General features: G+C 69.6%; 21 protein-coding genes and 1 rRNA gene. 17 read left to right on the plus strand and 5 right to left on the minus strand.

Going from position 1 to position 20,565, the window contains the following annotated elements:
* The 17 genes from rrf to der form a co-directional block, all read left to right on the plus strand.
* A 5S ribosomal RNA gene (rrf, locus tag ASC66_RS09750) occupies positions 1-88 on the plus strand; the annotation flags it as partial.
* Positions 89-198: 110 nt separating this feature from the next.
* Positions 199-2,523 (plus strand): dermokine domain-containing protein, encoded by a 2,325-nt coding sequence (locus tag ASC66_RS18320; protein WP_200944800.1) that lies wholly within the window; start codon positions 199-201, stop codon positions 2,521-2,523.
* Positions 2,498-3,598 (plus strand): HAD-IIA family hydrolase, encoded by a 1,101-nt coding sequence (locus ASC66_RS09760; RefSeq protein WP_055838531.1) that lies wholly within the window; start codon positions 2,498-2,500, stop codon positions 3,596-3,598. The genes ASC66_RS18320 and ASC66_RS09760 overlap by 26 nt, the downstream gene beginning before the upstream one ends.
* Positions 3,595-3,798 (plus strand): hypothetical protein, encoded by a 204-nt coding sequence (locus ASC66_RS09765; RefSeq protein ID WP_055838534.1) that lies wholly within the window; start codon positions 3,595-3,597, stop codon positions 3,796-3,798. The genes ASC66_RS09760 and ASC66_RS09765 overlap by 4 nt, the downstream gene beginning before the upstream one ends.
* Positions 3,798-4,610, plus strand: a complete 813-nt coding sequence (locus tag ASC66_RS09770; protein ID WP_055838537.1) for a TlyA family RNA methyltransferase — start codon at positions 3,798-3,800, stop codon at positions 4,608-4,610. The genes ASC66_RS09765 and ASC66_RS09770 overlap by 1 nt, the downstream gene beginning before the upstream one ends.
* A gap of 4 nt (positions 4,611-4,614) precedes the next feature.
* Positions 4,615-5,535, plus strand: coding sequence for an NAD kinase (locus ASC66_RS09775; protein WP_055838539.1), 921 nt, complete (start codon positions 4,615-4,617; stop codon positions 5,533-5,535).
* Positions 5,528-7,243 (plus strand): DNA repair protein RecN, encoded by a 1,716-nt coding sequence (gene recN / locus ASC66_RS09780; RefSeq protein WP_055838542.1) that lies wholly within the window; start codon positions 5,528-5,530, stop codon positions 7,241-7,243. Before ASC66_RS09775 ends, recN begins: the two co-directional genes overlap by 8 nt.
* Positions 7,244-7,257: 14 nt before the next feature.
* The gene (pyrG, locus tag ASC66_RS09785) at positions 7,258-8,949 is read left to right on the plus strand and encodes a CTP synthase (RefSeq protein ID WP_082492235.1); all 1,692 of its coding nucleotides are present in this window, start codon (positions 7,258-7,260) and stop codon (positions 8,947-8,949) included.
* Positions 8,950-8,967: 18 nt separating this feature from the next.
* The gene (locus ASC66_RS09790) at positions 8,968-9,651 is read left to right on the plus strand and encodes an NUDIX domain-containing protein (protein ID WP_055838553.1); all 684 of its coding nucleotides are present in this window, start codon (positions 8,968-8,970) and stop codon (positions 9,649-9,651) included.
* A 32-nt stretch (positions 9,652-9,683) separates the two neighbouring features.
* Positions 9,684-10,625 carry a site-specific tyrosine recombinase XerD gene (gene xerD, locus ASC66_RS09795; protein WP_055840242.1) on the plus strand — a complete coding sequence of 314 codons (942 nt, stop codon included), beginning with the start codon at positions 9,684-9,686 and terminating at the stop codon, positions 10,623-10,625.
* Positions 10,626-10,748: 123 nt separating this feature from the next.
* A complete protein-coding gene (locus tag ASC66_RS09800) occupies positions 10,749-11,663 on the plus strand; it encodes a ParA family protein (RefSeq protein ID WP_082492315.1) in 915 nt (304 codons plus the stop codon).
* A complete protein-coding gene (locus ASC66_RS09805; protein ID WP_055838557.1) occupies positions 11,647-12,486 on the plus strand; it encodes a segregation and condensation protein A in 840 nt (279 codons plus the stop codon). Before ASC66_RS09800 ends, ASC66_RS09805 begins: the two co-directional genes overlap by 17 nt.
* On the plus strand, positions 12,479-13,156 hold the full coding sequence (gene scpB / locus ASC66_RS09810) for an SMC-Scp complex subunit ScpB (RefSeq protein ID WP_082492316.1): 678 nt from the start codon (positions 12,479-12,481) through the stop codon (positions 13,154-13,156). Before ASC66_RS09805 ends, scpB begins: the two co-directional genes overlap by 8 nt.
* Complete coding sequence (locus tag ASC66_RS09815) at positions 13,143-13,988, plus strand: pseudouridine synthase (protein WP_055838560.1); 846 nt, start codon at positions 13,143-13,145, stop codon at positions 13,986-13,988. Before scpB ends, ASC66_RS09815 begins: the two co-directional genes overlap by 14 nt.
* The gene (locus ASC66_RS09820) at positions 13,988-15,118 is read left to right on the plus strand and encodes a prephenate dehydrogenase (RefSeq protein ID WP_055838563.1); all 1,131 of its coding nucleotides are present in this window, start codon (positions 13,988-13,990) and stop codon (positions 15,116-15,118) included. The genes ASC66_RS09815 and ASC66_RS09820 overlap by 1 nt, the downstream gene beginning before the upstream one ends.
* A 3-nt stretch (positions 15,119-15,121) precedes the next feature.
* Positions 15,122-15,826 (plus strand): (d)CMP kinase, encoded by a 705-nt coding sequence (cmk, locus tag ASC66_RS09825; protein WP_055838566.1) that lies wholly within the window; start codon positions 15,122-15,124, stop codon positions 15,824-15,826.
* A gap of 109 nt (positions 15,827-15,935) precedes the next feature.
* On the plus strand, positions 15,936-17,444 hold the full coding sequence (gene der, locus ASC66_RS09830; protein WP_055838569.1) for a ribosome biogenesis GTPase Der: 1,509 nt from the start codon (positions 15,936-15,938) through the stop codon (positions 17,442-17,444).
* Between the two features lie 298 nt (positions 17,445-17,742).
* Here the strand turns inward: der and crcB are convergent, their stop codons facing one another.
* The 5 genes from crcB to ASC66_RS09855 form a co-directional block, all read right to left on the minus strand.
* The gene (gene crcB, locus ASC66_RS09835) at positions 17,743-18,120 is read right to left on the minus strand and encodes a fluoride efflux transporter CrcB (RefSeq protein ID WP_055838572.1); all 378 of its coding nucleotides are present in this window, start codon (positions 18,118-18,120) and stop codon (positions 17,743-17,745) included.
* Positions 18,117-18,572 carry a fluoride efflux transporter FluC gene (locus ASC66_RS09840; protein WP_200944801.1) on the minus strand — a complete coding sequence of 152 codons (456 nt, stop codon included), beginning with the start codon at positions 18,570-18,572 and terminating at the stop codon, positions 18,117-18,119. Before ASC66_RS09840 ends, crcB begins: the two co-directional genes overlap by 4 nt.
* Positions 18,569-19,090: a universal stress protein gene (locus ASC66_RS09845; protein ID WP_055838575.1), complete on the minus strand. Its 522-nt coding sequence runs from the start codon at positions 19,088-19,090 to the stop codon at positions 18,569-18,571. The genes ASC66_RS09840 and ASC66_RS09845 overlap by 4 nt, the downstream gene beginning before the upstream one ends.
* A gap of 129 nt (positions 19,091-19,219) precedes the next feature.
* A complete protein-coding gene (locus ASC66_RS09850; RefSeq protein WP_055838578.1) occupies positions 19,220-19,732 on the minus strand; it encodes a hypothetical protein in 513 nt (170 codons plus the stop codon).
* An 87-nt stretch (positions 19,733-19,819) separates the two neighbouring features.
* Positions 19,820-20,419 (minus strand): GNAT family N-acetyltransferase, encoded by a 600-nt coding sequence (locus ASC66_RS09855; RefSeq protein WP_055838581.1) that lies wholly within the window; start codon positions 20,417-20,419, stop codon positions 19,820-19,822.
* Between the last annotated feature and the right edge of the window lie 146 nt (positions 20,420-20,565).

Consider the following 20,565-nt stretch of genomic DNA (forward strand, 5'->3'; position numbering starts at 1 on the left):
CGGTTACATTCCGAACCCGGAAGCTAAGACTCTCTGCGCCGATGGTACTGCAGGGGGGACCCTGTGGGAGAGTAGGACACCGCCGGACTTACTTTGGAAAATGGCCACCCCTCACAGGGTGGCCATTTTTCGTTAAGTCATAATTGCCTAGGGATGCCGCGTTTCGCGGCGCCCATTAACAGAGAACAGGAATGCACCGTGAGTGATTCTTCATCCCAGGGTCAGGGACCCGAGCGCGAGAAGCGTCCTTCGCGGGACACCCGAAGCAATGAGACACGAGGCGGTTCCGCACGTCCGCCGCAGCGCGATGGGGCGCAGCAGAAGCCGTGGGAGAAGCGCGATTCCGCACCGAGCGGCGACCGTCGCCCAAGCAGCTCTGGCGACCGCAAGCCGTGGGAGAACCGCGGAGGTTCCTCCTCCGGTGGCGACCGTCGCCCGGCCGGCTCAGGTGAGCGTCGACCGGCATCCTCTGGCGACCGCAAGCCGTGGGAGAACCGTGGAGGTTCCTCCTCCGGTGGTGGTGACCGTCGTCCGGCCAGCTCCGGTGAGCGCAAGCCGTGGGAGAACCGCGACAGCGGTGACCGTCGCCCGGCATCGTCCGGTGAGCGCAAGCCGTGGGAGAACCGCGACAGCGGTGACCGTCGCCCAGCATCGTCTGGCGACCGCAAGCCGTGGGAGAACCGTGGAGGTTCGTCCTCCGGTGGAGACCGTCGCCCGGCCGGCTCTGGTGAGCGCAAGCCGTGGGAGAACCGTGACGGGGGAGACCGTCGTCCGGCCAGCTCTGGCGACCGCAAGCCCTGGGAGAACCGTGACGGCGGTGACCGTCGTCCGGCGTCGTCCGGTGAGCGCAAGCCGTGGGAGAACCGTGGAGGTTCGTCCTCCGGTGGAGACCGTCGCCCGGCCGGCTCTGGCGACCGCAAGCCCTGGGAGAACCGTGACGGCGGAGACCGTCGTCCGGCATCGTCCGGTGAGCGCAAGCCGTGGGAGAACCGTGGAGGTTCGTCCTCCGGTGGCGACCGTCGTCCGGCCAGCTCCGGCGACCGCAAGCCGTGGGAGAACCGCGACAGCGGTGACCGTCGTCCGCCGCGCGATGGCGACCGTCGACCCCCGCGTGCCGGTGGCGACAAGCTGTGGACCCGTGATGGCGCTCCGGCGCGCAACGACCGTGAGGCCGAGCGCGAGGCACGCTACGACGAGGAGATGACCGAGGAGCAGCGGAGGCAGCACGAGCTGCGCATGGTTCGCCCGCGTCACGATGACCCGGAGCTTCCCGATGACGTCTCGAGCTCCGACCTCGATCGCCTTGCACGCAACGAACTGAAGACGCTCACCAAGGACAACGCCGAGTGGGTGGCCAAGCACCTCGCCATGGCCGCCCGACTGATCGACGAAGACCCCGAACTGGCGCACCGCCACGTGACGTCGGCCGCACGCCGTGCCGGCCGCATCGCCATCGTGCGCGAGACGCTCGCCGTGACCGCGTACGCGACCGGTGACTTCGCGCTTGCTCTGCGCGAGCTGCGCACCTACCGCCGGATCTCGGGCAAAAATGACCAGATCGCGCTCATGGTCGACAGCGAGCGTGGAGTCGGACGCCCTGACCGCGCCCTTGAGCTCGGCCGCAGCATCGATCGCAGCACCCTGCCCGACTCCGTGCAGGCCGAACTCGCCATCGCGATGTCGGGTGCACGCCTCGACCTCGAGCAGCCCGAGCTCGCACTCGTGGAGCTCGAGATTCCGCAGCTGAACCCGAACACGGCGTTCAGCTACAGCCCGCCGCTCTTCGCTGCCTACGCCGAGGTGCTCGAGGAGCTCGGCCGCGACGCCGACGCCGCCGAGTGGCGCGCCCGCGCCAACCGCGCTGCCGCAGCGCTGGGTGCAGCGTACGGCGACGACGGCACCGAGACCATCTCGGTGTACGAGGAGGACTACGACTACATCGAGCTCGGCGACGAGAGCGTTGCCGAGGGCATCGTGCTCGAGGATGACGCCAGCGACGACAGCGGCCACAGCGAGGCCGACGCCGTTGACGAGGTGTCGTCGGATGACGCCGCGCCCGCCGAGGCCGAGCCGGCCGCTGACGCCGACGTGACCGTCGACGTTGTGGACGAGGCCCCGGCCGAGGACGCACCGACGAAGGCTGCACCGAAGAAGGCTGCACCGAAAAAGGCCGCGAAGGCGGTCAAGGAGCCCAAGGCCGAGAAGCCGGCGAAGGCCGCAGGGGCAGTCAAGGCTGCCAAGGCTGAGAAGCCGGCGAAGGCTGTCAAGGCTGAGAAGCCGACGAAGGCCGCCAAGGCCGAGACGAGCGAGACCGCCGAGACCGCCGAGAAGCCCGCCAAGGCTCCGAAGGCCGCCAAGGCCGCAAAGAGCGAGAAGCCCGCAAAGATCGAGAAGGCTGAGAAGCCCGCGAAGGCGGCGAAGGCTGCCCCGGTCGAGGAGTCCGCGCCCGCCGTCGCGAAGAAGACCGTGAAGAAGGCGAAGGCCGAGTTGGTGGACGATGGCGCTGTTCAGCCGGAAGCCTAAAGCCGTGGCATCCGCAACACCGCTCGACGGTGTCGACGTGCTCCTCGCCGACCTGGACGGCGTCGTTTACGCCGGCCCGCACGCGATTCCCCACGCCGTGGAGAGCCTCAACCGGGCGAGTGGCTCGGCCAGGGTCGGCTACATCACGAACAACGCCTCGCGTTCTGACCGTTCCGTCGCAGAGCACCTCAGCGAACTCGGCCTGAACGTGCAGCCGGACGACGTCGTGACCTCGCCGCAGGCGGCGATGCGTCTGCTCTCCGGGCTCATCGGGCCCGGCGCGCTCGTGCTCGTCATCGGTGGCGACGGGCTGATCGTCGAGGTCGAGAAGGCCGGATACCGCGTCACGCGCTCGGCCGAGGACCTTCCGGATGCCGTCGTGCAGGGTTTCACGCCCGAGATCGGTTGGACCCAGCTCGCTGAGGCGGCGTTCGCGCTCGCCCCGACCGGGCCCGGCGCCGACATCCCGTGGGTGGCCACCAACACCGACTGGACGATCCCCGTCGCCCGCGGTATCGCGCCGGGCAACGGCACGCTCGTCTCCGCCGTGCACACCGCCGTCGGGCGCCTGCCGCTCGTCGCCGGCAAGCCGGAGGTGCCGATCTTCGAGGTCGCCCAGGACCGCTTCGGCGCGCACAAGGCGCTCTTCATCGGCGATCGCCTCGACACCGACATCCTCGGTGCGAACCGGGCCGGCATCGACTCCGTTCTCGTGCTCACCGGCATCGACAAGGCCAAGCAGGCACTGGCGGCCGGCGCCGACATGCGCCCCCGCTATCTCCTGAACGACCTGCGCCAGCTGCACGAATCGTACCCGGAGACCGTGCTCTCGGCCGATGGTGGCCAGGCGAGCGTCAACGGCGCCGTGGTGCGCCTCCGCGGAAACGACGTGCAGATCGTGAAGCCGGGCGACGGCGGGATCGACCTGCTCCGCGCCGCCTGCGCCGTGATCTGGGCCTCGGGCCGCGCGATCTACGGCCTGAACGTTCCGGAGTCGCTGTACACGGATGCCGCCGTCAGCGATGGGAGCGCCTCGGCGCCCGTGTCGGTCGCCGGCGGTAACGTGGCCGTGTGAGCACATACGACGAACAGCAGGGCGAGCGCGACGAGTCGGCGACCACACCGGCGACTCCCGCCGATGACGCCCTTCTTCCGCGCCTGCGCGTGATCGAGCACCAGCCGCTGGCGCAGCGCGCAGACGCATACGTGCAGCTCCACGATGAGATGCGCGACCGACTCGAGGGCGGCGACGCCCCGCGAACGCAAGGCCGGTAATGACCGATCACAACGCAGGCATCCGTCTGGATGCCGCTCTGGCGGAGCGCGGCATCGCTCGTTCGCGCACCCACGCGGCGACGCTCATCGCCGATGGGCTCGTCACCGTCAACGGCAAACCGGTCATGAAACCGGCCACCAAGGTGTTTCCATCGCAGCGCATCGAGGTTGCCGGCGCGGACCACTACGTGAGCCGCGCAGCGCACAAGCTCATCGCAGCACTCGACGCCTTCCCCGTCACGATCGACGGTGCCACCGTGCTCGACGCCGGAGCATCCACCGGGGGATTCAGCCAGGTGCTGCTCGAACGCGGCGCGGCCAAGGTGCTGGCCGTCGATGTCGGCCACGGCCAACTCGCGCCTGAGCTCGCCGAGGAGGAACGGCTCACCCTCGTCGAGGGCTACAACGTGCGCTACATGAGCGCCGAGTCACTCGCCGCAGCCAGCCGCTGGCCGGAACGACCGAGCGTCGTGGTCGCCGACCTCTCCTTCATCTCGCTGCTCACCGTGCTGCCGGCCTTCGTCGAGACCGCCGAGCCGGGCGCCGACTTCGTGCTGCTGGTCAAGCCGCAGTTCGAGGTGGGGCGCACCGGCATCCGTGAGGGTGTCGTGAAGAACCCCGGCCTCCGCGCGGAAGCGGTCAACGGTGTGCTGTGGGCAGCCCACGATCTCGGGCTCCGCACGGCGGGTCTCGTGGCTTCCCCGATTGCCGGCGGATCGGGAAATCACGAGTATCTGGTCTGGTTGAGCGCCACAGAGGGCGCTGATCCGTCAGAATGGATCGACCGAGTAACAGCCACGACGGGAGCATGACGTTATGACGCCTGTGCAACGCCCCATCCTCGTCGTTGCGCACACCGGGCGCCGTGACGCGCTCGAGGCCGCCGTTGCCACCTGCGAGCAGCTGCGCGCGGCCGGTGCCACCCCCGTGATTCCCGCGGACCAGGGCGACGACCTGCGCGACTTCTTCCCCGATCACGGCGGCTCGCTGCTGCTGCTCGGCGTCGACGTGCAGCCGCAAGACCTCGAACTCGTCGTCGTGCTCGGCGGCGACGGCACCATCCTGCGCGCGGCGGAGCTCGTGCGCGGGGCCTCGGCGCCGCTGCTCGGCGTGAACCTCGGCCACGTCGGCTTCCTCGCCGAGAGTGAGCGCGACAACCTCAGCGAGGCGATCGCCCGGGGCCTCCAGCGCGACTACCTCGTCGAGGAGCGGATGACGCTCTCCGTGCGGGTCAAGGTCGACGAGACGGTCATCTACGAGACGTGGGCACTCAACGAGGCCACAGTCGAGAAGGCGAGCCGCGAACGCATGCTCGAGGTCGTCATCGAGGTCGACGGCCGCCCGCTCTCCACCTTCGGCTGCGACGGGGTCGTGATGTCGACCCCGACCGGCTCGACGGCGTACGCCTTCTCGGCCGGCGGGCCGATTGTCTGGCCGACGCTCGACGCCATGCTCCTCGTGCCGCTCAGCGCGCACGCCCTCTTCGCGCGCCCCCTCGTCGTCGGCCCGGATTCCTCGCTGGCCGTCGAGGTGCTGGCGCGCACCGATGCCTCCGGCGTGCTCTGGTGCGACGGGCGCCGCGCCCATGACCTGCCGCCCGGCGCGCGCGTCGTCGTGCGCCGCAGCCCGGTTCCCGTGCGCCTGGCCCGGCTGCACCAGGCGCCGTTCACCGACCGCCTCGTGAACAAATTCGAACTGCCGGTCACCGGCTGGCGGGGGCCGATCGGCCGTGATTGAAGAACTGACGATTCGTGACCTCGGCGTGATCGCCGAGGCGACCCTCCCGCTCAGCCCCGGCTTCACCGCAGTCACCGGCGAGACCGGTGCGGGCAAGACCATGGTCGTCTCCGCGCTCGGCCTGCTGCTCGGCGAGCGGGCGGATGCCGGCGCCGTACGCCAGGGGCAGCCACAGAGCTGGGTCGAGGGACGCTGGCTCGTTCCGGAGAACGGCGCCGTCGCCGAGCGCGTGCGGGAGGCCGGGGGAGACCTCGACGGCCCGGAGCTGCTGCTCGGGCGCTCGGTGTCTGCCGAGGGACGCAGCCGTGCCATCGTCGGAGGGCGTTCGGCGCCCGCCGCCGTTCTCGCCGAGCTCGCCGACCACCTCGTCGTCGTGCACGGGCAGTCCGAGCAGATGCGTCTGCGTTCGGCCACTGCGCAGCGCGAGGCGCTCGACCGTTTCGCCGGCCCGGACTTCGCCGCCGTGCTCGCCGACTACGGCCACGCCTACCGGCGCTGGCAGGCCAACCACGAGCAGCTCGAGCTGCTCCTGACCGAGCGGGACCGACGCGCCCGCGAGGCCGAGGAACTGCGAGCGGCCCTCGCCGAGATCGAGACCGTTGCGCCCCTGCCCGGCGAAGACGTCGAGCTGGCCGAGCGCGCCGAACGCCTCAGCAACCTCGAGGAGCTGCGCCAGGCGGCCATCATCGCCCGCGAGCACCTCTCGGCCGAGAACGAGGGCGGCAGCGACGACGCCCCGGACGCCGTCGCGCTGCTGAACGCGGCCAGACGCGCCGTCGAGCGCGTCGCCGCGCACGATGCGGCACTCGGCCCGATCGCCGAATCCATCGCGAACATCGAATTCCTGCTGGCGGATGCCGCCGGCGAACTCTCCAGCTACCTGGCCGGCCTCGACGCCGACGGTGCCAGGGAGCTCGAGATCGTGCAGGAACGGCGCGCGGAGCTCGCCCTGATCGTGCGCAAGTACGGCAGTTCCCTCGACGAGGTGATCGAGGCGCTCGAACTCGGCAGCAACCGGCTGTTCGAACTCGACGGCGACGCCGAGCGCATTGCAGAGCTCGAGGCCGATGTCTCGGCCGACAGCGATCTGCTGCAGCGGCTGGCATCCGACCTCAGCTCACGCCGCGAGAGCGCAGCAGAACGACTCGGCCGCGAGGTCACCGCGGAGCTCGGGGCCCTGGCCATGCCGGACGCCGCCCTCGTGGTGGAGGTGAGCCGGCGCGACGCGCTCGGCTCCAGCGGCGGCGACGCCGTCTCGATCCTGCTGAAGCCGCATTCCGGCGCAGAACCCCGCCCACTCGGGCGCGGGGCCTCCGGCGGCGAACTCTCGCGGGTGATGCTCGCCATCGAGGTCGTCGTGGCCGGAACCGATCCGGTGCCGACCTTCGTCTTCGACGAGGTGGATGCCGGCATCGGCGGCGCGGCCGCCATCGAGATCGGGCGCCGACTCGCCCGGCTGGCGGAATCCGCGCAAGTCATCGTTGTCACACATTTGGCCCAGGTCGCCGCCTTCGCCGAGAACCACCTGCGCGTCGTCAAAGACGGCTCCGGGTCGGTCACGGCGAGCAGCGTTCAGCTGTTGCAGGGCCAGGAGCGGGAGGCCGAGATGGCCCGCCTGCTCTCTGGACTGCCCGACTCGGAGAGCGGTCTCGCTCACGCCAGAGAACTCATTGAACTCGCCCAGGCTGCACAGCCTGCAAAGCACTGATAGGATGGAAGCCCGTGGTGGATATTAGCGCGGACAACTCGAACGGCACGACTCGGCATATCTTTGTGACCGGTGGTGTCGTTTCTTCTTTGGGCAAGGGCCTCACGGCCGCGAGCCTGGGCAACCTTCTGACGGCGCGTGGTTTGCGCGTCGTGATGCAGAAGCTTGACCCCTATCTCAACGTGGATCCGGGCACGATGAACCCGTTCCAGCACGGCGAGGTCTTCGTGACCGACGACGGGGCTGAGACCGACCTGGACATTGGTCACTACGAGCGTTTCCTGGACATCAACCTGAGCCAGGCCGCCAACGTGACGACCGGCCAGATCTACTCGACGGTGATCGCCAAGGAGCGTCGCGGCGAGTACCTCGGTGACACCGTGCAGGTCATTCCGCACATCACCGACGAGATCAAGCGCCGCATGCGCCTGCAGGCCACCGAAGAGCCGCAGCCCGACGTGATCATCACCGAGGTCGGTGGCACGGTCGGTGACATCGAGTCGCAGCCCTTCCTCGAGGCCGCACGTCAGGTGCGCCACGAGCTCGGCCGCAAGAACGTGTTCTTCGTGCACGTCTCCCTCGTGCCGTTCATGGGCGCCTCCGGTGAGCAGAAGACCAAGCCGACGCAGCACTCCGTGGCAACGCTGCGCTCGATCGGTATCCAGCCGGATGCCCTCGTGCTCCGCAGCGACCGCCCGGTGACGGAGAGCAACAAGCGCAAGATCGCGCTGATGTGTGACGTCGAAGAGGAAGCCGTCATCAACACGCCGGACCTCCGCAGCGTCTACGACATCCCGACCGTGCTGCACGCTCAGGGCCTCGACGCCTACATCATCGAGCAGCTCGGCCTGAACAAGGCTGGCGATGTGAACTGGGATGGCTGGCAGACGGTGCTCGACGCCGTGCACGAGCCCAAGCACGAGGTGACGATCGGCCTGGTCGGCAAGTACATCGACCTTCCGGATGCCTACCTCTCGGTGACCGAGGCGCTGCGCGCCGGCGGATTCGCCCAGCAGACCAAGGTCAACATCAACTGGATCCCCTCCGACGAGTGCGAGACGGAGGAGGGTGCCGCGCGCAACCTCGCCGAGCTCGACGCCATCTGCGTGCCAGGCGGCTTCGGCGTGCGCGGTATCGAGGGCAAGCTCGGTGCGCTGAAGTTCGCGCGTGAGAACGGCATCCCGACCCTCGGCCTCTGCCTCGGCCTGCAGTGCATGGTCATCGAGTACGCCCGGAACAAGGTGGGCCTCTCGGGTGCATCGTCGACGGAGTTCGACCCGGAGACCGCGTTCCCCGTGATCGCGACGATGGAGGAGCAGGTCGAGATCATCGCAGGGGGAGACCTGGGCGGAACCATGCGCCTCGGCCTCTACCAGGCCGCACTCGCCGAGGACTCCCTGGTCGCCGAGCTCTACGGCTCGACGCTCATCACCGAGCGCCACCGTCACCGCTACGAGGTGAACAACGGTTACCGCGAGCAGATCTCGGCCGCCGGCCTCTCGTTCTCCGGTACCTCGCCCGACCGCCAGCTCGTCGAGTTCGTCGAGCTGCCGCGCGATCAGCACCCGTTCTACGTGGCCACCCAGGCGCACCCCGAGCTGCGGTCGCGCCCGAACAACGCGCACCCGCTGTTCCGCGGCCTCGTCTCCGCCGCACTCGACCGCCAGCAGGCCAGCCGCCTGTTCGAGGTCAAGGACGCCGAGTAAGACGAGGGCGCATCGCGCATGACGAACAACGATGAGCACCGCGAACCGCCTGCCGCCTCGGCAGTGGCCGCTTCGCCGCTGGCTGACACGCCGCAGGCGGTCGAGGTGCTCTCGTCCAGCACGGTCTTCACCGGCCGTGTCTGGGACGTGCGCCGCGAGAGCTTCGAGTACAACGGCGCGGTCATCGAGCGCGATTTCGTCGACCACACCGGTGCCGTCGCCGTGCTCGCGATCGATGAGGCGGAGCGGGTGCTGCTGATCAAGCAGTACCGGCATCCGGTGCGCACGCGGGAGTGGGAGATCCCGGCCGGGCTGCTCGATGTGCGTGGCGAGAGCCCGCTCCTCGCCGCACAGCGTGAGTTGGCAGAGGAAGCCGATCTCGAGGCGAGCGAGTGGAGCGTGCTCAGCGAGTTCTACACCTCGCCGGGCGGCAGTGACGAGGCGATCCGGATCTACCTCGCCCGTGGCTTGAGCGCCACCGCCGAGGCCTTCGCGCGCAGCGACGAGGAGGCAGACATCGAGCTGCGCTGGGTCACGCTGGACGAGGCCGTCGACGCCGTGATGGCCCGCGAACTGCAGAACCCGTCGCTCGTCGTCGGCGTGCTTGCGGCCACGGTGGCCAGATCCCGCGGATGGCGGGGCCTGGAGGCCGGCGACGTGATCTGGCCCCGGCATCCGAAGAGTGAGGCGTTCGGCGCGTGACGGCCGAGCCGGAATCCGCGGCGACCGCCGTGATTGCGGTTCCCCACACAGCCCCGGCGACCCCGCCGAGCGACGTCGAGCGCGCCGTGCAGAACTACCTGCGCCACGTCACCGTCGAACGCGGGCTCTCTGCCAACACCGTCGCCGCCTACCGCCGCGACCTCGCGCTCTACACGCGCTGGCTGGCCGATGAGGGCATCAACGACCCCTCCGCCGTCACGAGCAACCACGTGAGCGACTTCGTGCGCCACCTCGGCACGCGCGAGGAGGAGCCGCTGAAGGCCTCCTCGATCGCCAGGGTGCTCTCCTCCGTGCGCGGCTGGCACCGCTTCCTGCTCGATGAGGGCACGACAGAGACGGATGCCGCCCACGAAACGAAACCGCCCAAACTCGGCAGCCGGCTGCCCAAGGCCATCACGATCGAACAGGTCGAGGCGCTGCTGGATGCGACCCGCGGCGACGAGGTGCAGCAGCTGCGCGACCACGCACTGCTCGAGCTGCTCTACGCGACCGGGGCGCGCGTCTCTGAGGCGGTGGACCTGAACGTCGACGATGTGATCGACCGCGAGGTCGTGCGGCTGCTCGGCAAGGGCGGCAAACAGCGCATCGTTCCCGTCGGCAGCTTCGCCAGGGCGGCCATCGACGCCTACCTCGTGCGTGCCCGCCCCGTGCTCTCCCGGCGTGGCACCGCGACGCCTGCCCTCTTCCTCGGTTTGCGCGGCCAGCGCGTGTCGCGGCAGAACGCCTGGCTCATCATCCGGGCCGCCGCCGCTCGCGCCGGGCTCGAGGTCGAGGTGTCCCCGCACACGCTGCGGCACTCCTTCGCGACCCATCTGCTGGCCGGTGGCGCTGATGTGCGCGTCGTGCAGGAGCTTCTCGGTCACTCCTCTGTCGCCACCACGCAGATATACACATTGGTCACAGCCGATACACTCCGCGATATGTACACGAGTGCCCACCCTCGCGCTCGCTAGAATCGAACACGTGCTTCCGGCGACTCCGGTGGCACCGTCGGGTCCACGAATTCACCGGGCACGATGTTTGTTGGGCAATGTTTGATGGGCGCAGGCCCAGACCAGGAGATCAGCGTGGCGAGTATGCGAGACAACTCGGCGGAACTTCCCCTCGCTGAACTTTCCGCCCTGGGCCGACCGGCGGCGGGTGCGGCAGGTGCAGGCCTCGGCCCGACCAACCGCCCGCAGACCGATTTCCCGGTTCCGGCCCCGCTGAAGGGCCACGGACCGGCCAGGGTCATCGCCCTCTGCAACCAGAAGGGCGGCGTCGGCAAGACCACGACGACGATCAGCCTCGGTGCCGCACTGGCCGAGTACGGCCGCCGCGTGCTCGCCATCGACTTCGACCCGCAGGGCGCCCTCTCGGCCGGCCTCGGCGTTCCCACGCACGACGTGCCCACGATCTACGACCTGCTGCTCTCGCGCTCCGTCGACCCGCGTGACGCGATCCAGAAGACCAAGGTGCCGGGGCTCGACGTCATCCCGGCCAACATCGACCTGTCTGCCGCCGAGGTGCACCTCGTTAACGAGGTCGCCCGCGAGCAGATCCTCGCCAGCGTGCTGCGCAAGGTCAGCGACGACTACGACGTCGTGCTGATCGACTGCCAACCGTCCCTCGGCCTGCTGACCGTCAACGCCCTCACCGCCAGCCACGGCGTGCTCATCCCGCTGGAGTGCGAGTTCTTCGCGCTCCGCGGCGTTGCACTCCTGATCGAGACCATCGACAAGGTGCGCGACCGCCTGAACCCCGCCATCGAGCTCGACGGCATCCTGGCCACCATGTACGACTCGCGCACCCTGCACTCGCGCGAGGTGCTCGAACGCGTCGTCGACGCCTTCGGCGACAAGGTGCTCGAGACGGTCATCGGCCGCACGGTGAAGTTCCCGGACGCCAGCGTCGCCGGTGCCCCCATCACTCAGTTTGCGCCGGAGCACGCGGCAGCGCGCGCCTACCGGCAGCTCGCGCGGGAGCTGGTCAGTCGTGGCGCAGTCGCCTAGCGCGGCCGCGCCCGCTCAGCCCATCGACGCCGGCTTCAGCGTCGCCCTCAGCAACTTCTCCGGCCCATTCGACCTGCTGCTCAGCCTCATCTCGAAGCACGAGATGGACATCACCGAGGTCTCGCTCAGCCGGGTGACCGACGAGTTCATTGCCTACCTGCGCGGCCTCGACTCCGAGAAAGAGCTCGACCAGGCCAGCGAGTTCCTCGTCGTCGCGGCCACCCTGCTCGACCTCAAGGTCGCCGGGCTGCTTCCACAGGGTGAGCTCGTCGACGCCGAGGACGTGGCCCTGCTCGAGGCCCGCGACCTGCTCTTCGCCCGCCTGCTGCAGTACCGCGCGTTCAAGGAGGCCTCCGCCTGGTTCGGCTCCCACCTCGAGCTCGAGTCCAGCAGGCACGCCCGCACGGTGCGCCTGGAGGAGAAGTACCGCCAGCAGACCCCGGAACTCGTCTGGACGCTCTCCGCGGCCGACTTCGCGGCGATCGCGACGCTCGCGTTCACCCCCCGCGACATCCCCGTCGTCGGCCTCGACCACCTGCACGCCCCGCTGGTGAGCATCCGGGAGCAGGCCGCCCACATCGTCGCGGTGCTGCGCGGGGGAGAGCCGACGACCTTCCGCCAGCTGATCAGTGGCCTCGACCACGAGTCCGGCAGCCAGAAGGGCATCGTCATCGCCCGCTTCCTGGCCGTGCTCGAGCTCTACCGGCACGCGGCGATCGCCTTCGAGCAGCTCGAGCCGCTCGGAGAGCTCACCCTGCGCTGGACAGCGGAATCCTGGACCGACGACAGCCTCGCCAACCTCGGAGCCGATTATGATGCCTGAAACTGAGACCGTGCCCGACACCGACGCGGAGACGTCGACCGACACCGCGCCCGAAACCGAGACAGCGACGGCGACTGCCACTGTGCGCGAGCTCGACAAAGACATCGACATTGAGCGCGCGCTGGAGGCGATCCTGCTCGTCGCCGACGAACCGCAGGGCCTCGTACACCTCGCCACCGCGCTCGGCCGCCCCGTCGCCGAGACCGCGGCCGCCGTCGCCCGCCTCGTCAACGACTACGACGGGCTCGACGAGAACGGCCAGCCAGCCGGCATCCGGCGCGGCTTCGAGCTGCGCGAGGTCGGCGGAGGCTGGCGGTTCTACGTGCGCGCGGAGTATGACACCGTCGTCGCCGATTTCGTCGTCACCCAGAACCCCAGCAAGCTCTCCCAGGCCGCGCTGGAGACGCTCGCGGTCATCGCATACAAGCAACCCATCAGCCGCGGCGCCATCGCCTCCATCCGGGCCGTGAACGTCGACTCCGTCGTACGCACGCTGCTCGGCCGCGGACTCATCACCGAAGCTTTCACCGACGCCGAAACCGGCGCCATCAACTACGCCACGACCGATCTGCTCCTGACGCAGCTCGGCGTGAACTCCCTCGACGAACTGCCGCCGATTTCTCCTCTGCTCGAGGACGGCGCGGAAGGATTCAGCCATGACCTACGATGACGACTTTCCCCCTCTGACCCCGGATGCCGGCCCCGACGGCGTTCGTCTGCAGAAGCTCCTCGCCGCAGCCGGCATCGCCTCCCGGCGTGTGATCGAGCAGTACATCGTCGAGGGCCGCATCGCGGTGAACGGCGTGACGGTGACCGAGCTCGGCACCCGCGTCAACCCGGAGACCGACCTCGTGTCGGTGAATGGTCTCGGCGTGCAGCTGGACGCGACCAAGCGCTACATCATGCTGAACAAGCCGACCGGCGTCGTCTCCTCGATGAACGACGAGCAGGGCCGCCCCGACCTCAGCTACTTCACGAAGGACTTTTCCGAGCGCCTCTTCAACGTCGGCCGCCTCGACGCCGAGACGAGCGGGCTGCTCATCCTCACCAACGACGGCGACCTCGCCCACACCCTCGCGCACCCCTCCTTCGGCGTGACGAAGACCTACGTCGCCAAGGTCCGCGGCAAGATGACGGCACAGACCGTCGCACTGCTGCAGCGGGGGATCGAGCTCGACGACGGCCCGATCAAGGCCGACAAGGCCCGAATCCTCTCCGACCCGGCCGGCTCGCAGACGCACAGCGTCGTCGAGATCACCCTGCACTCCGGGCGCAACCGCATCGTGCGCCGCATGCTGGCCGAGGTCGGCCACCCCGTCGTCGACCTCGTGCGCCGCCAGTTCGGCCCGCTCAGCCTCGGCACGCTGCCGATCGGCCAGATGCGTGAGCTCACCAAGGCCGAGCTCGGCCAGGTGCTCACCATCTCGCGCGACGGCGCGGAGGCGCAGCAGAGCCACGCCGTGCGCACCGCGGACAAGAGCCCCAAGCGGAAGGGACTCTGATGGCGGCGGATCCCACGGCAGAGACCACAGCGCAGACCCCGACGCCGGAGCTGGAGAGCCGGCTCAGCGGCCCGGTGCGCATCGTAGGCGTCGGCCTGCTCGGCACCAGCATCGGCCTCGGGCTCCGCGCCCGCGGCATCGAGGTGCTCCTGGCGGACGCGTCGCCGACGGTGGTCAGCATCTCCTCCGACCTCGGCGCCGGGCGCGCCGCGGCATCCGGAGACCGGCCGCAGCTCATCGTCGTCGCCGTCCCGCCGGACGTCACGGCCGAGATCGTGGCCCGCGAACTGGCCGACTTCCCGGACGCGATCGTCACCGACGTCGCCAGCGTGAAGCTGCAGATCCTGCAGAGCCTGCGCGAGCGCGGTGCCGACATCTCCCGCTACATCGGCTCGCACCCGATGGCCGGCCGGGAACGCGGCGGCCCCCTCTCCGGGCGCGCCGACCTCTTCGTCGGCCGCCCCTGGGTCGTCGCGGCACACGACGCCATCTCGTACAAGCGCGCCAGCGCGATCGATGACCTGATCCTCGACCTCGGTGCGACGCTCGTCGAGATGAGCCCGGAGGAGCACGACCGCGGTGTCGCGCTGATCTCGCACGTTCCTCAGGTCGTCTCGAGCCTGCTGGCCCGACGCCTCGTCGACGCCCCGAGCTCCGCCGTGAACCTCGCCGGGCAGGGCGTGCGCGACGTGACCAGGCTCGCCGCGAGCGACGCCGAACTCTGGGTGCAGATCCTCGGCGCCAACGCCGCGCCGGTGCGCGAGATCCTCTCCGCCTACCGCGAGGACCTCGACCGCTTCATCGACGCCCTCGACGACGTCGACGCACCGGGCGCGCGCCGCCGGGTAGCGGAGGAGATCGCCGGGGGCAACACCGGTGTCGCCCGGCTGCCAGGCAAGCACGGCATCGACAAGCGTTTCGCGACCATGATCGTGATGGTCGACGACAAGCCGGGCCAGCTGGCCAGACTCTTCAACGAGATCGGCGAGATCGGCGTCAACCTCGAAGACGTGCGCCTCGAGCACTCGCCGGGTGTGCAGGTCGGCCTCGCCGAGATCTCCATCGTTCCTGAGGCCGTCGAGCGCCTCACCACCGAGCTGGTCGCCCGCGGCTGGCGGATTGCAGGCTGAAGCATGACAGAGTCCACCCCGAACCCCACGGTGAACAGGCCCGTCCTCGTGGCGATCGACGGCCCGGCCGGCAGCGGCAAGTCCAGCGTGAGCAAGGCCGTCGCCACCCGGCTCGGCTACGGATTCCTCGACACCGGCGCCGCCTACCGTGCGCTGGCCTGGCTCGTGCTCGAGCGCGGCATCGACCAGAACGATGCGGATGCCGTCATCCGCGCCCTCGCCGACTTCGACTACGAGATCGGCACCGACCCGGCCGGGTACTACGTGCGCGTGGGCGAGAACGACGTCACGGACGCGATCCGCGAGCCCCGGGTGAGCGCTGCGGTCAGCGCGATCGCCCGCGTTCCCGAGGTGCGCAGCCACCTCGTCCAGCTGTTCCGGAGCATCGCCGCCGGTGTCGACGCACCCGGCGTGGTGGTCGAAGGCCGCGACATCACGACGGTCGTCGCACGCGATGCGCCCGTGCGCATCCTACTCACAGCATCCGAAGAGGCTAGAATGGCCAGACGGTCTGCCGAGCTGCACGATGACGCCGCCGCAACCGCGGGAGCCGAGCTCAAGAAGCGCGACCAGGCCGATTCGCGCGTGGTCGACTTTCTGAATGCCGCAGAAGGCGTGACCACGGTCGATTCGACCGACCTGAACTTTGCCGAAACCGTCGATGCCGTCATCGCGGTGATCGCCGCCACCGACACCACCGCTGATTGATCAGCTACGTAAAAACCGCTGATTGATCAGCAACGCAAAAGCCGCTGATTGAGCAGCCACAGCCAGAACCGCTGATTGAGCCTGTCGAAATCAGCACGAGGAGACATTCATGACTGATATCGACACCGACGAGTTCGACGCGAACGACGACCTCGCCGAGCGCATGAACACGCTCGACGAGGACCTCGCCGTCCAGCGCGCGCACTCGCTGCGCGCCGGCCTGGCCGACTACGAGCTCGAAGACGAAGACTTCGACGTGCTCGACGCGGCGACCGAAGACCCCGACGCCATCAAGTACCTGCCGGCCCTGCCGGTGATCGCCGTCGTCGGCCGCCCCAACGTGGGCAAGTCGGCGCTGATCAACCGCATCCTCGGCCGCCGTGAGGCCGTCGTCGAGGACACCCCCGGCGTGACGCGTGACCGCGTCTCGTACAAGGGTGAGTGGAACGACCGCCGCTTCACGCTCGTCGACACCGGCGGCTGGGAGCCCGACGCCAAGGGCATCGACGCCTCCGTCGCCGCCCAGGCAGAGGTCGCAATCGACCTCTGCGACGTCGTGCTCTTCGTCGTCGACTCCAAGGTCGGCGCCACGTCGACCGACGAGCAGGTCGTGCGCATGCTCCGCAAGAGCGGCAAGCCCGTCTTCCTGCTCGCCAACAAGGTGGACGACTCCCGCCAGGAGCCGGATGCCGCTGCACTCTGGTCTCTCGGTCTCGGCGAGCCGTACCCCGTCTCGGCCCTGCACGGCCGTGGCGTCGCCGACATGCTCGACGAGGTTCTCAAGAAGCTTCCGCTGATCTCGGCCGTCGCCAAGGAAGAGGTCGGCGGACCGCGCCGCGTCGCGATCCTCGGTCGCCCGAACGTCGGCAAGTCCAGCCTGCTCAACAAGGCGGCGGGCGAAGAGCGCGTCGTCGTCAACGAGCTCGCCGGCACCACCCGTGACCCGGTCGACGAGCAGGTTGAGCTCGGCGGCAAGATCTGGCGATTCGTCGACACCGCCGGCATCCGTCGTCGTGTGCACCTCGCCCAGGGCGCCGACTTCTACGCGTCGCTCCGCACCAGCACAGCCCTCGAGAAGGCCGAGGTCGCCATCGTCGTCCTCGACGTGAGCGAGAAGCTCAGCGAGCAGGATGTGCGCATCATCGACCTCGTGCTGGAATCCGGCCGCGCGCTCGTGCTGGCGTTCAACAAGTGGGACCTGCTGGACGACGACCGTCGCCGCTACCTCGAGCGTGAGATCGAGCAGGACCTGGCCCACGTGGCGTGGGCCCCGCGCGTGAACATCTCCGCCCGCACCGGCCGCCACCTCGAGAAGCTCGTTCCCGCGCTGGAACTCGCCCTCGAGTCGTGGGACACCCGCATCGCGACGGGCAAGTTCAACGCCTTCCTGGCCGAGCTCACCGCGGCACACCCGCACCCGGTGCGCGGAGGCAAGCAGCCGCGCATCCTGTTCGGAACGCAGGTCTCCAGCCGTCCGCCGACATTCGTGCTGTTCACGACCGGATTCCTCGACCCGGGCTACCGCCGCTACATCCAGCGCCGCCTGCGCGAGATCTACGGCTTCGCCGGAACGCCGATCTTCGTCAACATGCGCGTCCGCGAGAAGCGGGCCCGCTAAGAGCCCAGCGCAAAGACGCTCCTGCAACGCGTCCGGCCCTTCGGTCGGGCGCGTTGCGTCGTTAACGGCCACTCCCGCCGGTCGAGTAGCGAGGAACGAGCGTATCGAGGCCTCACGGGCTCGAGCCTTCGCACGGACCTCGGTCTCGATACGGCCGCAGGCGGCCTACTCGACCAGCAGAGTTCTGGCAGTTTGCCGCTCGAGCTCGTCCGGCGGGAGTGCCCGCACAGTTTGCCGGTCGAGTAGCGAGGAACGAGCGTATCGAGACCTCGCGGGCACCGTCGTCAGCGCAGGCCGCCTACAGCGAGCTCCCGAGCCACAGCCCGAGGCTCGCGGCCGCCACGCAGAGCACGAGCATGAGCAGCCCGCTGAGCAGCGAGGCGCCGTAGCGCCCCTGCCGGATCAGCTGCACGGTCTCGTAGCTCGCCGTGCTGAAGGTGGTGTACCCGCCGAGGAAGCCGGCGCCGAGCACGACGCTCAGCTGCTCCGGCAGCAGGTGCGCGGCGGTGAGTCCGGTCAGCACGCCCAGCGCGAGCGATCCGGATAGGTTGATCACCGTCGTCGCCCACGGGAAGGCCGTCTTCAGCCGGCTGCGGATCACGCCGTCCAGGATGAAGCGTGCGGCGGCTCCGGCCCCGCCCGCAAGCGCCAGCAGCGCGAACAGCAGGGGAGTCACGACGTCGCTCCCTGCTGCGCCGCGGCGTGCGGCATCCGGGCGGCGATGGCGTGGCCAAGTGCGATGCCGCCCCAGGTGGCGCAGGCGCCGAGCAGCACGGTGCCGAGGGCGTAGCCGGCGGCAATCCTCAGCTGCCCGTCGCCCAGGAGCAGCGCGGTGTCGACGGCGAGTGCGCTGTACGTCGTGAAGCCGCCGCAGAAGCCGGTGCCGAGCAGCAGGCGGAGGGTGCGGGCAGCGGGACGCTCGCCGTCGGGGCGGGTGAGTGCCTCGTAGAGCACGCCGAGCAGGAAGGCCCCGAGCAGGTTGACGAGCCCGATGGCCAGCGGCAGGGCGCCGAGCGACGGGACGAGGAGCGTGAGCGCCTCACGGGCGGCGACGCCGACGGTCCCGCCGAGCGCGACCAGTGCGATGGGCGCCGCACGCAGGTGTGGCGGCCGGATGCCGGGCGTCACTCGGTCGGCCGAGAGTGCGAGCCGGCTTCGTCGGCGGTGTGGGTGGGGATGACGACGACGGGGCGTGACTGGCGGCGGGTGAGGGCCAGTGCGACGGATCCGGTGAAGAAGTCCTGAAGGCTGCCGCCGAGGGTGTGCGGGTGGCCGCCGACGATGATCATCGACGCGTCGAGGGTGTCGGCGAGGTGGGAGAGGGCCGTCGGCACGTCGCCGGCGAGGGCCAGGGTGCGCCAGTGGATCCCGCTGCCATCGAGCAGCACGGCCAGCCCGGCGGCCAGACGGGCGTCGAACGCGGCATCGCGCTCGTCGGCGAAGTCGGGATCGAGCGGCGCCGTCAACACCGAGCCGTCCGGGGACTCCGCCGTGTCGAAGCGCCCGGGGTTCACATGCGCGCAGACGAGCTCCGCGCCGAACCGGGCCGCGAACTGCGCGGCCTGCTCGACGACCTGCGGCGGCTGTCCGGCGGAGACACCGACCACAACCGGGTGCGGCTGCTCAGATTGTGCGTGCGTGCCCATGCACCGACCATACTCCCGCGGCATTCGCGACGCGGAACGCCCCTCCGAAAATGACTCTGGCGCCGAACGGCGAGGCCGGTCGGCGCCAGAGCGCGGGTCACAGCGCTGTGCGCACTGCTGTGACGGGAATTAAGAAGCGGGCGTCGCCGGCTTGGTGTCGGCGGCCGGGGCCTCGTCGGCGGCATCCGCCACGACGATGACCTCTTCCTCGACGACCTCAACGACCTCGACGACCTCAACGGGCTCGGCAACAGTGGCCTTGGCGGAGGTCGCGTCGGCCGGGGTGCTCGTGCTGTGCACGATCTCGGTCTCGTCGAAGTCGGCGCCGAACTCGTCGAAGTCGTCAACCATGAGGGCGGCCTGGGCCTGGGCGAGCGCGAAGTTGTGCGCGTGCACGGCGAGGGCCAGCAGCAGGCCCAGCACGCCGACGCCGATGAGCGTCGTGCCGAGCGTGGCGCCGGACTGGCCGGTGAGCATGGCGTGCACGTCCTGTGAGCCGGCGGCGTAGAGCTCGGCCTGGGCGTTGATCGAGTTCGTCATGATGAGGTAGCCCACCGCGGCGGCGGCAAGCGAGGCCACCCATAGCAGGATGACGGGGAAGTTGGTGGCGCGAGTGGCGCGGGGTGCAGCGGTGCTGGACATGATTTCCTTGCGTTCGGGGTGCCGGAGCGGTCGATTGACACTACCGGCGATTGCTATGAACGAGCTATGAGCTGGCGCGGCGTTGTCTCAGTCGCCGACTCGTAGCTGCACCACCGAGCGGTCCGGGCTCGGCCGCGCCACCTCGGCGAAGCCGGCCCCGAGGAACAACGAGAAGGTGCCGTGATAGAGATCGGCCGAGCTGGTCTTGCCGCGCACGGCCACGTCGACCGGGTAGCCCTCGATCACGCGGGCGCCGAGTGTGCGCGCCTGCTCGACGGCGCCCCGCAGCAGCGCGCCGCCGATGCCGCTGCGGCGGTGCCCCACCCGCACGACGAAGCAGGTGACCGCCCACACGCCGTCGTCGTCCGGATCCTCCGGGCTTCCTCCGGCGACCACGCGGCTCCGCGCCAAGCGGCTGTAGTTCGGGCGCGGCTCCACGGCGCACCAGCCCACCGCCTCGCCGTCGCGGTAGGCGATGACGCCCGGCGGGGGAGCGGCGGCCCGCACCTGCTTCTCAAGCAGGGTCTTGCACTCGGCGGGCTCCGCGTCGGTCCACGCGGCGTTGGACAGCTTGAAGTACTGGCACCAGCAGCCCGCCGGGTCACCGCGCGTGCCGAACACGCGCTCGACGTCGCCCCAGGGCGCGTCGGAGACGGACACGATGCTCACCTCGCCGAGTTCGCTCATGAGAAAACACTAGGTCGCGGCACCGACCCGGCGCTACAGATGCCGCGATCTCGCCGTTGATCCGGGCTTTGCCAGCGGCGCCACGCGTCGTGGTCGTGCGGACTATTGCGCGGCGGCATCCGGAATCCGAGCGGAACACGCCCGGC

This window comes from Leifsonia sp. Root4, from assembly GCF_001425085.1.
Lineage (GTDB): Bacteria > Actinomycetota > Actinomycetes > Actinomycetales > Microbacteriaceae > Microterricola.